General features: G+C 64.6%; 15 protein-coding genes. 10 read left to right on the top strand and 5 right to left on the bottom strand.

Annotation, left to right across the window (positions count from 1 at the left end):
* Nucleotides 1-88: 88 nt before the first annotated feature.
* On the top strand, nucleotides 89-1,453 hold the full coding sequence (locus ACFSJC_RS06915) for an NAD-dependent succinate-semialdehyde dehydrogenase (RefSeq protein WP_386025107.1): 1,365 nt from the start codon (nucleotides 89-91) through the stop codon (nucleotides 1,451-1,453).
* A 6-nt stretch (nucleotides 1,454-1,459) separates the two neighbouring features.
* Here ACFSJC_RS06915 and hmuQ read toward each other — a convergent pair whose 3' ends face one another.
* Complete coding sequence (gene hmuQ, locus ACFSJC_RS06920) at nucleotides 1,460-1,765, bottom strand: heme-degrading protein HmuQ (RefSeq protein ID WP_386025109.1); 306 nt, start codon at nucleotides 1,763-1,765, stop codon at nucleotides 1,460-1,462.
* 175 nt (nucleotides 1,766-1,940) lie between these two features.
* Between hmuQ and ACFSJC_RS06925 the strand changes: the two genes are divergently transcribed.
* Nucleotides 1,941-2,870 (top strand): exopolyphosphatase, encoded by a 930-nt coding sequence (locus ACFSJC_RS06925; RefSeq protein WP_386025111.1) that lies wholly within the window; start codon nucleotides 1,941-1,943, stop codon nucleotides 2,868-2,870.
* Nucleotides 2,871-2,896: 26 nt separating this feature from the next.
* Here the strand turns inward: ACFSJC_RS06925 and ACFSJC_RS06930 are convergent, their stop codons facing one another.
* Genes ACFSJC_RS06930 through ACFSJC_RS06940 form a run of 3 tightly spaced genes read right to left on the bottom strand, consistent with a single transcriptional unit; the run spans nucleotide 2,897 to nucleotide 5,270 of the window.
* Complete coding sequence (locus tag ACFSJC_RS06930; protein WP_386025113.1) at nucleotides 2,897-4,255, bottom strand: sensor histidine kinase; 1,359 nt, start codon at nucleotides 4,253-4,255, stop codon at nucleotides 2,897-2,899.
* The gene (locus tag ACFSJC_RS06935; protein ID WP_386025115.1) at nucleotides 4,252-4,917 is read right to left on the bottom strand and encodes a response regulator transcription factor; all 666 of its coding nucleotides are present in this window, start codon (nucleotides 4,915-4,917) and stop codon (nucleotides 4,252-4,254) included. The genes ACFSJC_RS06930 and ACFSJC_RS06935 overlap by 4 nt, the downstream gene beginning before the upstream one ends.
* Nucleotides 4,917-5,270, bottom strand: a complete 354-nt coding sequence (locus ACFSJC_RS06940) for a PepSY domain-containing protein (RefSeq protein ID WP_386025117.1) — start codon at nucleotides 5,268-5,270, stop codon at nucleotides 4,917-4,919. Before ACFSJC_RS06940 ends, ACFSJC_RS06935 begins: the two co-directional genes overlap by 1 nt.
* A 141-nt stretch (nucleotides 5,271-5,411) precedes the next feature.
* On the opposite strand from ACFSJC_RS06940, the gene ACFSJC_RS06945 reads away from it, so the two are divergent.
* From ACFSJC_RS06945 to ACFSJC_RS06975, 7 genes are all read left to right on the top strand, one after another.
* On the top strand, nucleotides 5,412-6,047 hold the full coding sequence (locus tag ACFSJC_RS06945; protein WP_386025119.1) for a cytochrome b/b6 domain-containing protein: 636 nt from the start codon (nucleotides 5,412-5,414) through the stop codon (nucleotides 6,045-6,047).
* A complete protein-coding gene (locus ACFSJC_RS06950; protein WP_386025121.1) occupies nucleotides 6,044-6,418 on the top strand; it encodes a DUF1924 domain-containing protein in 375 nt (124 codons plus the stop codon). Before ACFSJC_RS06945 ends, ACFSJC_RS06950 begins: the two co-directional genes overlap by 4 nt.
* Nucleotides 6,419-6,488: 70 nt before the next feature.
* Complete coding sequence (locus ACFSJC_RS06955; RefSeq protein ID WP_386025123.1) at nucleotides 6,489-7,097, top strand: cytochrome C; 609 nt, start codon at nucleotides 6,489-6,491, stop codon at nucleotides 7,095-7,097.
* Nucleotides 7,098-7,249: 152 nt separating this feature from the next.
* Nucleotides 7,250-7,948 (top strand): EF-hand domain-containing protein, encoded by a 699-nt coding sequence (locus ACFSJC_RS06960; RefSeq protein WP_386025124.1) that lies wholly within the window; start codon nucleotides 7,250-7,252, stop codon nucleotides 7,946-7,948.
* 400 nt (nucleotides 7,949-8,348) lie between these two features.
* Nucleotides 8,349-9,311: an ammonia-forming cytochrome c nitrite reductase subunit c552 gene (locus ACFSJC_RS06965; RefSeq protein ID WP_386025126.1), complete on the top strand. Its 963-nt coding sequence runs from the start codon at nucleotides 8,349-8,351 to the stop codon at nucleotides 9,309-9,311.
* A complete protein-coding gene (locus tag ACFSJC_RS06970) occupies nucleotides 9,308-9,937 on the top strand; it encodes a cytochrome b/b6 domain-containing protein (protein WP_386025128.1) in 630 nt (209 codons plus the stop codon). The genes ACFSJC_RS06965 and ACFSJC_RS06970 overlap by 4 nt, the downstream gene beginning before the upstream one ends.
* Nucleotides 9,938-10,000: 63 nt before the next feature.
* Nucleotides 10,001-12,187, top strand: coding sequence for a cytochrome c3 family protein (locus tag ACFSJC_RS06975; RefSeq protein WP_386025129.1), 2,187 nt, complete (start codon nucleotides 10,001-10,003; stop codon nucleotides 12,185-12,187).
* On the opposite strand, the gene ACFSJC_RS06980 is transcribed toward ACFSJC_RS06975, so the two are convergent.
* Entirely contained in the window at nucleotides 12,184-12,879 is a 696-nt protein-coding gene (locus tag ACFSJC_RS06980; RefSeq protein WP_386025131.1) for an alpha/beta hydrolase, read from the bottom strand. The genes ACFSJC_RS06975 and ACFSJC_RS06980 overlap by 4 nt on opposite strands.
* A 410-nt stretch (nucleotides 12,880-13,289) precedes the next feature.
* On the opposite strand from ACFSJC_RS06980, the gene ACFSJC_RS06985 reads away from it, so the two are divergent.
* Complete coding sequence (locus ACFSJC_RS06985) at nucleotides 13,290-14,204, top strand: alpha/beta fold hydrolase (RefSeq protein WP_386025352.1); 915 nt, start codon at nucleotides 13,290-13,292, stop codon at nucleotides 14,202-14,204.

Below are 14,204 nucleotides of genomic sequence, written 5' to 3' on the forward strand. Positions count from 1 at the left end.
CTGGCCGACTTAACCATCGAAGGCCGCCTGCCGCTACCGATACGACGGGCGCCCGATTCACGCGTTCCATTCCGAGGAGCCACATCCCATGCCGATCCAATCCATCGATCCAACCACCGGCCAACAGCTGCAGGATTTTTCTCCCATCGACGATGCCGCGCTGGAAGCGGCGATCGCATCCGCCGCGAGCGCGGTCGCGCCCTGGACCGCGCGTCCGATCGCCGAGCGCGCCGCTCAACTCCGAGCCGTCGCCGCCCGACTGCGCGAACGCCGAGGAGAACTGGCGCGCACCATTACCCAGGAGATGGGCAAACTCATCGGCGAGGCCGAGTCCGAAATCGAGAAATGCGCCCTGGTCTGCGACTACTACGCCGACGAGGGCGAGCGACTGCTGGCCGACATCCCCATCGACTCGGACGCCAGCCGGAGCTATCTCGCGCATCAGCCGCTCGGCGTGCTGCTCGCCGTCATGCCCTGGAACTTTCCCTTCTGGCAGGTCTTCCGCTGCGCCGCCCCGGCGCTCATGGCCGGCAACACACTGCTGCTCAAGCACGCCTCCAACGTGCCCCGCTGCGCCCTCGCCATCGAGGCGGTATTCCGCGAATCGGGACTTCCCGACGGCGGATTCAAGACGCTGCTGATCGAATCCGGCCGAGTGGAACAGGTCCTCGCCGACCCGCGCGTTCGCGGCGTCAGCCTGACCGGCAGCGAAGCGGCCGGACGCCAGGTCGCGGCGACGGCCGGACGCTATCTGAAAAAGAGTCTGCTTGAGCTGGGCGGATCCGACGCCTGCGTGATACTCGAAGACGCGGATCTGGACGAGGCGGTGAAGACGGCGCTGCGCTCGCGCTTCATCAACGCCGGACAGAGCTGCATCGCCGCCAAGCGCATCATCCCGGTGCGCGCCATCGCCGACGATCTGGTCGCGCGTCTGCGCGAGGCCGTCCAAGGTCTGCAACCGGGCGATCCGCTCGCCCCCCATACGACCCTCGCCCCCATGGCCCGGGAAGATCTGCGCGACGAACTGCACCAGCAGGTCCAGGACAGCCTGGCGGCCGGAGCCGAACTCCTGATCGGCGGCCAGCCGCTCGATCGCTCGGGATGGTTCTATGAGCCGACCCTGCTGGACAAGGTCGGTCCGGGCATGCCGGCCTATGAGGAGGAGCTGTTCGGCCCGGTCGCGGTCGTCATCCGGGCCGAGGACGAGGCGGACGCGCTACGTATCGCCAACGACTCGCGCTTCGGACTCGGCGGCAGCGTCTGGACCCGCGATCAGGCGCGCGGCGAACGCTTCGCGCGCGCCATGGCGTGCGGCGCGGCCTTCGTCAATGGGCTGGTGAAGAGCGATCCGCGCCTACCCTTCGGCGGAATCAAGGACTCGGGATACGGTCGCGAGCTGGGCGCACCCGGCATCCAGGAATTCCTGAACGCCAAGACGCTGTGGATCGGCTGAGCCGTATCAGATCACAGCACTGAAGAGTTCGAGCTCGGGCGGTCCGAGATAGATTTCGCGCGGCGTATTGCCGGCATTGGCATGGGCGGTGCAGAAGGCCTCGGAGCGGGTCCAACCCTCGAATGCCTGCTCGGACTCCCATTCGCTGAAGGACGAGAAGAGGGTGTATTCCTCGGTTTCCGGGCCCTTGAGCAGATGGAAGCGCAAGAAGCCCGGGACCTGGTCCAGATGGCTCTCGCGATTGCGCCAGAGTTCAATGAAGGTCTCTTCGTGGCCGCGCGCGATGCGAAACCGGTTCATGGCGAGGAACATACTGCGACTCCAGGGATAGTTTGAGCGAGGTCTCAGCAACGTGGGGCGTCGGGCCGACGGGATCAACCTGGCGGATCTTTCCACGCGGTCACACCTTGTTGTTGTTCAGCCGCTGAAGCGCTGGGTATCATGGCGCCTCGACACCCTGGTCCACACCCCGCCGGAGGCATCCCCCATGTCCGAGCAGAAATTTCGTCTCGTCACCCGTAGCGATTTCGACGGCCTGGTTTGCGCCGTGCTGCTCAAAAGACTGGATCTGATCGACGAGATCAAGTTCGTCCACCCAAAGGACATGCAGGACGGCAAGGTCGAGATCGACGCCAAGGACATCACGACCAATCTACCCTATGTGGACGGCGTGCACCTGGCCTTCGACCACCACGCCTCCGAGACCCTGAGGGTCGGCCAGCGCGACAACCACATCATCGACCCGGACGCCCCCTCGGCGGCTCGGGTCGTCTGGCGTCACTACGGCGGGCACGACGCCTTCCCCGGCGACTGGGACGAGATGATGGAGGCGGTGGACAAGGGCGACTCGGCCCAATTCGATCGCGACGAGGTGCTGAATCCCGAGGGCTGGGTGCTGCTGAACTTCCTGATGGACGCGCGCACCGGACTCGGCCGCTTCCGCGAGTTCCGCATCTCCAACTACAACCTCATGATGGATCTCATCGACTACTGCAAGAACCACGGTATCGACGAGATCCTGGCCCTGCCGGACGTCAAGGAGCGGGTCGAGCTCTATTTCGAGCAGGAGGCCAAGTTCAAGGAGCAGATCCAGCGCTGCGCCCAGGTGCACGGCAATCTGGTGGTGCTGGACCTGCGGGGCGAGGAAACCATCTGGGCGGGCAATCGCTTCATGATTTACGCCCTCTATCCGCAGTGCAACATCTCGATTCACGTGCTCTGGGGGTTGAAGCAGCAGAACACCGTTTTCGCCACCGGCAAGTCGATCTTCGACCGTAGCTCCAAGACCGACATCGGCGAGCTGATGCTCCAGTACGGCGGCGGCGGACACCATGCGGCCGGAACCTGCCAGGTCGAGAACGACCGCGCCGAGCCGGTCCTCGCCGAGCTGATCGCGCGGATCAACGCGGACGGCTGAGTCAAACCATCCCCATCGGCCTGACCTCAGGCCACCGCCGGCAACCTCACCCGCACCATGAGACCGCCCTCCGGGGCGGCGCCGAAGCTGAGCTCGCCACCATAGGCGTCGACGACGTCGCGCACGATGGCGAGCCCCAGCCCGGAGCCATCCTTGCGCTCGTCCAGCCGCAGCCCACGCTGCCCCAGGCGCGACAGCTGATCCTCGGCCACGCCGGGTCCGTCATCACCGACCTCGATCTCGACCCAGTGCTCGACCCGCACGCTCACCCGCACCCGAGCGGATGCCCATTTGGCGGCGTTTTCCAGCAGGTTTCCGAGCAACTCCATCAGGTCGTCCGACATGAGCGCCGCCATGACGTGAGACGGCGTCTCCAATTGCCAATCCAGAGGCTCGCCGTTCGGAGTGCGCTGAAGCGTGCGCAGCAGTCGGCGCGTCGCCTCCACGACATCGACCCGCGCCTGATGGCTGGACGAGCCCGAGCGCACCCGCGCACGGATCAGCTCGCGTTCCACACGCCGGCGCATGGACTCGGCCAACTGCTCAAGGTCGTCGGCCAGGGCCGGATTGCCCGACTCGCGCAGACGCTGGGCGTCGGCGACCAGCGCACTGAGCGGCGTCTTGAGACCATGCGCCAGGTCGGCGGTCCAGGCGCGGGCACGCTCCACGGCCTGGGCGCGTGCGGCGAGCAATGCGTTGACCTCGGCGACCAGCGGCATGACCTCGTCGGGATAGTCGTCGGCGAGCTGCGGCGACTCGCCTGAGCGGATGGCACCGAGCCCACGCCGCACCGACTCCAGCGGAGCCAGGCCGGTCTGGATCTGGACGAAGGTCGCCAGGATCAGGACCAGAACGATGAGCCCCAGATAGGGCAGCATGTCGGCCGCAAAGGCATCGCGCGCGGCAACCAGCTCGGCACGATCGATCCCGACCGCGAGCCGTAGCGAGGTTTGGGGGCCAGAGCCGGATAGAAGGATGCGCCGCTCGCGCACCAAAAGCGGCTTGCCGTTCGGCCCTGGAAGGGCGTGGGCATGGACGACCCCTGGGTCCAGGTCGTCCGTCGGCAAGGAAATGAGACCATCCCAGAGCGAGCGCGATCGCAGCAAACCCGGCTGTTCCGGTGCATCGATCTGCCAATAAAGGCCGCTCAGGGGCTGGGAGAAGCGCGGATCGGACGGCTCGCGCTCCAACTCCACTCCACCGTCGGCCCTGATGACGACGGCGGCCGCCAGCTGATTGAGCTGGACCCGCAGCTCGGCGCCAATGCGGCGCTCGACGTGGAGTTCGAAAAGCGTGAGCAGACCGATACCGGCGACCAGCAGCGCCACACCGATCGAGGCGACCGCGCTGGCCCAGAGCCGAACCCGCAGCGAGCGGCGCGTCACTCGCCGTCCAACTCGACCAGATACCCGAAACCGCGCCGGGTCTGGATCAGATCCGTGCCCAGTTTGCGGCGCACCCGTCCAACCAGCACCTCGACCGCGTTGGAGTCGCGCTCGAAGTCCTGGGCATAGAGCTGCTCGGTGAGTTCGAGCTGTGACACCACCCGGCCGGCGTGCTGCATCAGATAGCTGACCAGGCGGTATTCCTGAGGCGAGAGATGGATGGGAACGCCATCCACGCTGACCGACATGCGGCGCGTGTCGAGGATGGTCTTGCCGATCTCGATCAGCGCGCTCGCCTGTCCGGCCGAGCGGCGGATCAGCGCCCGCAGCCGGGCCTGCAGCTCCTCCATGCGGAAGGGCTTGGGCAGATAATCGTCCGCCCCGGCATCGATCCCCTCGACCCGCTCTCCCCAGTCGCCCCGTGCGGTCAGGATGAGGACCGGCATGCGCTGGCCGGCCGCGCGCCATCGGCGCAACACCGAGAGCCCGTCCATGCCGGGCAGACCCAGATCCAGAATGACGGCCGAGTAATGTTCGGTATCGCCCTTGAACCAGGCGTCCTCGCCGTCGCGCGAGCGATCGACGACGAAGCCCCCGGCCTCCAGAACGGCCTCGACGGCATCGCCGACCCGGTCGTCATCCTCGACCAAGAGCACGCGCATCAGTCTTCCTCCACCTTTAGGATCCGCCCGGTCGCGGCATCGACCTCGACCTCCAACAGGCGGCCGTCGGTCGCGATGATCTTGAGTTCGTAGCGCCAGCGCTGCGGGCCGTGATCCCGTTTGCGCTCGTGCTCGAACTCGACCTCAACCACCTCGCCCGGCACCTGGGTCGCGACGCTGGCGAGGATCTCGGCGATGGGACGCACCTCGCCCCGCCGCAGCGCATGACGCGCGCGCTCGTGATCGTGCTTCTCATCCTCGTCCCAATGGCGGTCAGCCTGAACCGGCATGACCGTCAAGACGACCAGCAGCCCCAGAACAAACCGACGACGAAATGTGTTTGGCGTCTTCATGGCGGGCATTGTGCCTCCAGGGCGGCTGACAGATCGCTGACAAGGGCTCACAGGATTTGGTCAGCGCCGCTTCGATAGTCTGCGCATCGAGGTCGCCAAGCCAGGCGACCACTGAAATCCGCAACGCTGGAGGATCCCTGCATGATGACGACCGCCGCGATCGCCAATGAGACCAAAACCCGCACCGACCGGACGGGTCGCACGCGGGTGTGGGATCCGCTGGTGCGGATCTTCCATTGGTCGTTGGTGGCCGGCTTCGCCACCGCCTACCTCGTCGAGGACGAGATCCTCGATCTGCACGTCTGGGCCGGCTACCTGATTCTGGGTCTCGTCACGACGCGCATCCTCTGGGGGTTCGTCGGAACCCGGCATGCGCGTTTCGCCGATTTCGTGCGCGGACCACGCCAGACCCTCGCCTATCTGAGGGATGCGCTGCGATGGCGCGCACCGCGCTATCTGGGTCACAACCCCGCCGGCGGCGCCATGGTGGTTGCGCTCCTGATCGCGGTCGCAGCGACCGGCCTCAGCGGGCTGGCGCTCTTCGGCGCCCAGGAATTCGCCGGCCCCCTGGCCGACCTCATGCGCGGCGTCTCGAACGCCACCGCGCACCGTCTCGAAGACGTTCACGCCTTTTTCGCCAATCTCACGCTGGTCCTGATTATCGCCCACATCGCCGGAGTCATCTTCTCCAGCCTGGAGCATCGAGAGAACCTCGTTGCGTCCATGTTCAACGGGCTCAAGCGTTCACCCCACTCAAACGGAGACAAGAGTCAATGAAGCACTTCACCCAAGTCGGCAAACAGACCCTCATCGCGCTCATCGCCGCCGGAACCCTGTCCGCTCCTGCGGCACTGCTCGCCGCCGACCCGGCCGCAGGCGCGGCGGGCTGGACCAAGGAGTACCCGGCCCCGGACGGATCCGAGACACGCAGCTGCGCGACCTGTCACGGCACGGACCTGACCCAGCCGGGCCGCCAAGTCAATACCGGAAAGACGATCGAGCCCATGGCGCCCTCGGTCAACCCGCAGCGCCTGACCGACGAAAAGAAGATCGCCAAGTGGCTGCTGCGCAACTGCCGCTGGACGCTCGGACGCGAATGCTCGGAGACCGAGAAGGCCGACTTCATCGCCTACATCAAGACGCAGTGAACACCAGACCCGATTCACACCAGCCTCAAAGAGACCGAACCCCATGCAAGCCACGCATAGACATCGAAACATGAAGACACCCAAGATCGCACTGCTGCTCACGCTCGGGGCCCTGTCGCTCGGCGGCGCGGGTCTGGCCTTCAGCGACGACGACGATGATGACGATCGTCACGGTTGGCGCCACGAACGCCATGAAGGCTGGTTCGGATCGCGATCGGACATCGCGCCCAACACCAATCCGACCTATACCGAAGAGTGTGGATCCTGTCATATGGCCTATCAGCCGGGATTGCTTCCGGCCCAGTCATGGGCGCAGATCGTCAACCCGGCGGCACTGGCAGACCATTATGGCGATGACGCCTCGCTGCCCGACGCCTTGGTGCTCGAACTCAGCACCTATCTGACCCAGAACGCGGCCGATACCAGCGGCCGAACCCGTTCGCGCGCCTTTGCTGTCGCCTCGGCCAACGCGTCTGGCGGCCAAACCGAGAGCCTGCCGCGCATCACCCAAACCCCCTACTTCCTGCGCAAGCACGATGAGATTCCGGCACGGATGGTCACCGGCAACCCAGACGTCGGTAGCTTCAGCCAGTGCAACAAATGCCACCAAGGCGCCGCCGACGGCGACTTCAACGAGCATCGGGTCAGGATCCCCAACTTCGGAGCCTGGGAGGATTAAACTCGCACAGACGAATGGTGAGATGTCAACGAAAATGGATGCAGCGACTGCAATGCTAGACACGCTGAACCCCTGAGCGCGTCCGTCGTGCCGGCCTGGGGCCACAGACGCCTCGACCAGCCGACGGCAGCCAAACCCGACGGAGAGCAACGATGAAACAGATGACTCGCACCTTGCTGATTTCAGCCGCCATCGCGGCAAGCGGCTATGTGCTGCCCACCCTGGCCCAGCCCCAAGGGATGCCGCGCGGACCCATGACCTTCGGTGATTTCGATCGAAACGGCGATGGCACGGTCTCGCAGCAGGAATTCGACGCCGCACGGGCCGAACGCATGGCGGCCATGGCCGCCGCTGGCGCACCGATGCGCGGCGCGGCGAGCGCACCGAGCTTCGCCGATTTCGACGCCAACGGTGACGGGCGCATGACCGCCGACGAGTTTGCCGCCGGACGCCAAGCCCGCATGCAGAACCGCCCCGGAATGGGCATGGGCCCCGGCGCTGGCGGCGGAATGGGTCCCGGCTACGGTCGCGGACCAGGCATGGGACCCGGCGCGGGGATGGGTCCTGGAATGGGACGCGGAATGGGCATGGGACGCAACATGCCGGCCTTCGCCGACTTCGACCTGAACCACGACGGTAACCTCACCGAGCAGGAGTTCTACCAGGCCCGAGCCAACCGCATCGCCGAACGCTCACAGCAAGGCTATCCGATGCGCAATCTGGGCAACGCGCCCGAGTTCGGAGCGATCGACCTGGACGGTAACGGTCAGGTCAGCCAGCAGGAGTTCGCTGCGGCCCAGGCCCAGCATCGTCAGCAGATGATGCAACGAATGGCACCTCCGGCCCAATAGCCTGCAGTTCGCCACGTTCAAACCCTAGTGGCCGGTTCGCCCACGGCGAGACCGGCCGGATCCCCCTGCCCCCCGCGACATCCGTTCCGCCATGATCCGACTGAAGGCGGATCGAGATTGCCTCGACTGGATCGATTCGCACGTCCCATCCTTCCCGAAACCTTCAACGGCCAAATAGGCGTCAACGCAATCCGTCGGAGGATCCCAAAGGGCCGTCGATTTAGCTGTTAAACTGGCGCTCCTAGACCCGGCTCAGCCATATCAGGAGCGGCACCAGCACGCCCAGGATGCGATGCGTCGGCATCCCGGACAAGGCCCAGAGAAAGGTGGCGCCGAGGCGCGGCGAAACGGCCGAATGATTCCCGAAGAGAGAACGCGATCCATGCGAACAAGAGGGGTTATGAGCGACCGCAACATCGACTCCAGACTCAAATGGACGGCGCCGGCATTGGCCGCCGGGTGGTTTCTGATCCTTTCGGGTCTGGTCGGAACGCATGTGGCGTGCGCAGGATCGGAGACGGCCGACAACAAGGCCTGTCTACGCTGTCACCAGATGACGACACTTGCCTACCGCGATCCGGAGACAGGCAAGATCGTCGACCTCTCGATCGACCCCAAGGCCCTGTCGCATTCGGCGCATGGAGAACTCGCCTGCTCCGACTGTCACGCTCCCGACTTCGAGCGTTACCCGCATCCGCAACGTCTGAAGAACGAGTCACTGTCGTGCGTCCGCTGCCACGAGGGTCAGGACGACGCAGCCGAACGTCTGTACCGATTCGAGACCATCGACGAGGAATTCGAGCACAGCGTCCACGCCACCTCGGACGATCCGAAGGTCGCGGGCTTCAGCTGTCATAGCTGTCACGATCCGCACGCCTTCCGCAACTCGCAGGTCGGAGAGGACATCGCCCAGATCGTCCGAGCCGACAACGCGATCTGTCTCTCCTGTCATACCAAAGTGCAAGACCCCTTGCGCGATCCGCATACCTGGCTACCGAATCGGGAGAAGCACCAAGAGTCGGTGCGTTGCCTCGACTGCCACACCCCCGTGTCCGAGGACGGCCAGACGGTGTCTCACCAGATCCTCGCGGGGAAGGACAGCAATCGCGACTGCGTCAACTGTCATTCCAAGAAGCCGCAGCTGCTGAACCGTCTCTATCAGTACCGATCCGAGACAGATCTGGCGAACCAAGGCTGGGTATCGAAGGCCGTCTTCAACGAGGCCTATGTCGTCGGCATGAGCCGCAGCCCACTGATCGACCGTCTGGCACTGGCCATCATCGGCATCACCCTGCTCGTTCTCGGTGCCCACGGCTACGGACGTTACCGGGCGCATCGGCGCTCGAAGGAGGATCAAGCATGAGCCAGCTCTATCTCTACGCCCGCTGGGTGCGCATCTGGCACTGGATCAATGCCCTGCTCTTTCTGACGCTCATGTATTCCGGCGCGAGCATGCACTTCAATGGCGCCGTTTTGCTGCTGGATTTCCAGACGGCGATCACGGTCCACAACACCGCGGGCATCCTGCTGACCATCGGCTGGATCGGCTTCGTCATCGGCAACCTGACCTCCACCAATGGCCGCCACTATCATGTCCAGCTGAAGGGGTTCATCGGGCGACTGATCGCGCAGAGCCTCTATTACGGCTACGGCATCTTCAAGAATGCACCCCATCCTTTCCATCCGAGCGCCGAGGCCAAGCTCAACACACTGCAGCAGATCACCTACATCGGGGTCATGTATCTGCTGATGCCACTGCTGATCATCAGCGGCTGGGCCTTTCTCTTCTCGGTCTACCTGCCCGAGACCCTGCTCGGCATCGGCAGCGTCTGGGTGGTGGCCATGTCGCACCTGACGATCGCCTATCTGCTGGTGCTCTTTCTGCTGGTCCATCTCTATATCATCACGACCGGCGAGACGGTGATGACGAACATGCGCGCCATGCTCACCGGATGGCACCGCGACTCGCATCAGGAAACGGAGGGATAGGCGCTCGCCTCCCCGGACATCCGAGTGCGACCGCCTTGGCTGGAATCATCAAGAGTGACGCCCATGAAACCGCTCCAAAATCTGCTCTCCACACCCGCCAGACGTCGACTCCTGATCGTGGCACTGGTGCTGATCGCCCTGACGCTGGCCTACAAACTGCTCTACCCGCTGATGTTCGAGTCCTATGTCGGCGAGACCAACGCCCGACTGACCTACGACAGCAGCAAGACGCTCACCGACGCCGAATTCGAGGCGCTCGCCACGGATCTCAGCCGGGAGGCGCGCTATCGCAAGGCCGACTCGATCGTCGAAACCGACCAGGCGCCGTTCGCGCGCCAGGTCAAGATCGAGATACTGATGGGCACCGAGTCGGTGGTGCGCGACGCCGAACCTTCGCACATCAAATATTTCCGCGACGCGGGCATCCGGCGCTACGCAGGGCCGGACACCTGCCTGACCTGTCACGCGACCATCAAGATCGATCACCCGGACGGCAGCGTCTCGACCGTCAACACACTCGACGACATCGTCAACTCGGTGCACTTCAAATTCCAGAGCAACTCGGGCGGATTCTCGACCTACGGCTATGACGGTCGCCGCGTCAACAGCGGCGTGCACAAGATCCCCGTCGGCAAGATCGACCGCGCCTGCGGCATTCCTGGGAGCTTCACCTGGACCGGCTGGGCCGCTCTGGTCACGGCCAAGCCCGAGCACGACGGCAGGATCGAACCCCAGCTCCGCAGCGAGGGCTGCGGCCAGTGCCACATCGGCGGCAACTACCAGCCCGCGACCGAGAAGATGATGCCGATCGGCGACGTGCCCGACGAGGCCAAGGAGGGGATCGACTGTCTCATCTGTCACTCGACCCAATACGACATGAACCGTCGTGTCGTCATCCGCGACGCGCACGGGCTGCGCTGGGATCAGGACCGCAGCATGCGCGCCGCGCTGACCGTCGGCCCGATCCGCTCCGAGAACTGTCTGCGCTGTCACCAGCACAACATGGGCGGCGACACCTACGTCCACAACGCGGCGGCCCAGCAGAACGGCTATGAGCACCAACGCATCCTGCATCGCGGTGCCAAGCGCGGCAATCCATTCAGTCCTCAAGACGACGCCCATGCCGCCGCCGGGCTGCAATGTACCGACTGCCATCGTCCCGAGGGCCACAAGATCCCGCGCGGGCGCAAAGGCGTCGATCTGGTCGCAAACGACCTCCCCGGCAAGGAGGTCTCCTGCGAGAGCTGCCATTCCCGGGCTCCGCACAACAACTCCGAGCACAAGGCGCTGCTGAACGGACACATCGCCCGCCTGGCCTGCGAGACCTGCCACATCGAGGAACTCCAGCCGGACAACGTCGTTCTGCGCGACTGGGTGCACCCGACCTGGAACGCCGAGGAAGGCATCTGGGAGCCGACCGACATCTATCGATCCGGCGCACCCGGCAAGGGCTTCACCTTCCTCTGGTTCAACGGCAACGGGACCTTCCTGGCCAACGCACTGGGCAACAATCCGAACGGATCGGACGTCTACAATCCGCTGATGCAACAGATCGCGCACATCGACGATCCCGAGGTCGTCGCCGCCGTGCGCGCCAAGGCCGTCGAGCTGAAACAGCAGTATCCGGACATCGACGTCGAGCGCTACGTTCAGATCGCCACGAACCCGCTGTCGCAGCTCACGCCGGACATGCTGAAGAAGCGCGAGGCCATGGTCCGGGACAACCTGCGCGCCCCGATGAATGAGGGCGAGAGCCGCATCTATCCCTTCAAGCTCTTCAACGCGATGATGTACGAGGACATGTCGAACCAGGGACCCTTCGGGGCCATGATCCTGCCCTTCGACTACAAGACCTACTACGAGACGGGCGACACCAAGGCCGCAGTGGTCAAGGCGGTGCAGGACCCCATCGTCCAGCGCATGTATCAGGAGCCCTTCAAGCTCTACATGATGAACGAATTCATGGCCTATTTCGGCGTCACCAACGGCTGGAAGACCACCTATCCCGTCGTCGACGGCAAGCTGGTCAACGTCGAACCTCATTGGATGCGCCAGATGGGAACCCTGATGGTGAACCATGGCATCCAGCGCGCGGGACGCGAATGCACCGACTGTCACTCACCGAACGGCATCATGGACTTCGCCAAACTGGGCTATACGCCCGAGCGTGCCGCCGAGCTGGAGAAGGTCGACATCGCCGAGGAGCTGGCGTCAGGGGATGAGGGCGCCCAGAGCGGATCCAACGACTAGCCAGGCGCGATCAGGGATCGGATCGCATCGGTCGCCGCACGCAGAACGGCGCCACGAGCGGCGCCGTTCGCGTTCGAACGACCGCAGATCAGCCGGCAGAGCCAGTCGGTGGGCGACTCGAAGTCGCAATGATCCGCACCGCTGAAACGCCGAATGCGCGCCTGGGTCGCAACCGCATAGACGGCGAGGCCGTTGTTGTAGGCATTGCAGGAGGATGGATCGCCGAATAGACCGATCAGGGGACGCGCCATTCCCCCCGCCATGCGCCGCCCGACCCCGTCGGCGTCGACCAGATCCAGGGTCACCACACCCAGTGCGCGCGGATCGTTGCGTCCGGCGACCAGCGCGGCCAAGGCCCCGGCCGAGAATCCGGCATAGACGACCCGTTTGGCGCCCAGGGCATCCGCCAGCGTCATCATATCGAACCCGTTCTGGACATGGCTGCCATCCCAGGGTCGAACGTTGCAGAAATCGAGCGTGGCGACCCTCAACCCAGTCTCGGCCAGCGACTCGGCCAATCCCGCCATGCGGTCTCGGCTGCGCAGGAAGCCGTGCCCCAGAATCACCAGATCCCCCGTCCGAGCTGCGTCGGGACGATAGAGGCTGTAGTCCAGCGCACAGCCGGTGCGCGATGCGATCGCCCCCGTCTCGACCTCGATCGCGGTCGCCCCGAAACGCACGGTCTTCGCCACGGCATCGACCCTCGGCTGTCCCGGTTCGACCTGGAGCGCCGGACCGAAACACCCCGTCAACGCCAGACAAGCAGCCAAGACCGCTGTAAACTTGGCTCGACATGGAACCGTCGATCGAATCTGACATCGGTCGTATTTCATCGCAGTCGAACACCTTTGATGTCTGGCGCCACGGAAAGCCCGATTCGCGAACGCAGTCTATTGATTTTGCTTGAGATGCAGCCTCAGCCCCGGCGACTGGCAGAATGAGCGTCGAAACACGCAAGTCCCCAGAAATCCTGACCGACAGGAACCTGCGCAGCCGATCCGATTCAAATGGCTGACCAGCACATCCGCGCCCCGATTCCATTGGATCGGCGCGGCGCGCACCGCGAACGACCCAGAACCGAACTCAAATGAGGTATTACGAAATGGACTCCGCCATCGACTCCGCCGCAGACCCAGCCAAACCTGGATCCTCCCCGCTCGCCAGCGCCATCGACGCCGCGAGCCACGATTTCGTCAGCCAGTCCGCCGGACGGATCCACTATTACGTCGACGACAGCGCCGCGGGACGCCCGCTGGTCCTGATCCACAGCATCAATGCCGCGCCCAGCGCCTTCGAGATGAAGCCGCTGTTCGATCATTTCCGCTCGCAGCGTCCGGTCTACGCGCTCGACCTGCCCGGCTTCGGACGCGCGGATCGCAGCAAACGCCGCTATTCGCCCGAACTGTACGCCGGCGCCATCAGCGACTTCCTGGAAGGCGTCGTCAAGACACCCTGCGACCTGGCGGCCTTCTCGCTCGGCTGCGAGTTCTCCGCCAAGGTGGCCGCGCAGAAGCCCGAGCTGGTCAAATCGCTGGCCCTGATCTCGCCCACCGGCTTCAACATCCGAGGTCTGCCTACCGGAGCGGCGGCCGAGCGCGCCTACAAATTCCTCAGCGTCCCTGGCATCAACGACGGACTCTATGGCCTGCTGACCACGCGCCCCAGCATTCGCTTCTTCTACAAACAGGCCTTCGTCGGTCCCGTACCGCCGGAGCTCGTCGACTATGCCTATGCGACCACGCACCAGCCCGGCGCCAAGTTCGCACCGCTCTATTTCCTGTCGGGCCAGCTCTTCACCCCGAAGGCATCCGAGACGCTGTACGACACGCTGACCCAGCCCGTGCTGGTGATCTATGACAAGGATCCGAACATCGATTTCCACGAGCTGCCGGACTTCCTCGGCCGTCATCCGAACTGGCGCGCCGAGCGCGTCGGTCCGACCCGAGGACTGCCTCAATGGGATAAACCGGCCGAAACTGCCGACGCCATCGCACGTTTTTGGGCCTCGCTCCAGTAA

It is taken from the genome of Thiorhodococcus fuscus (assembly GCF_042682685.1).
Classification (GTDB): Bacteria; Pseudomonadota; Gammaproteobacteria; order Chromatiales; family Chromatiaceae; genus Imhoffiella; species Imhoffiella fuscus.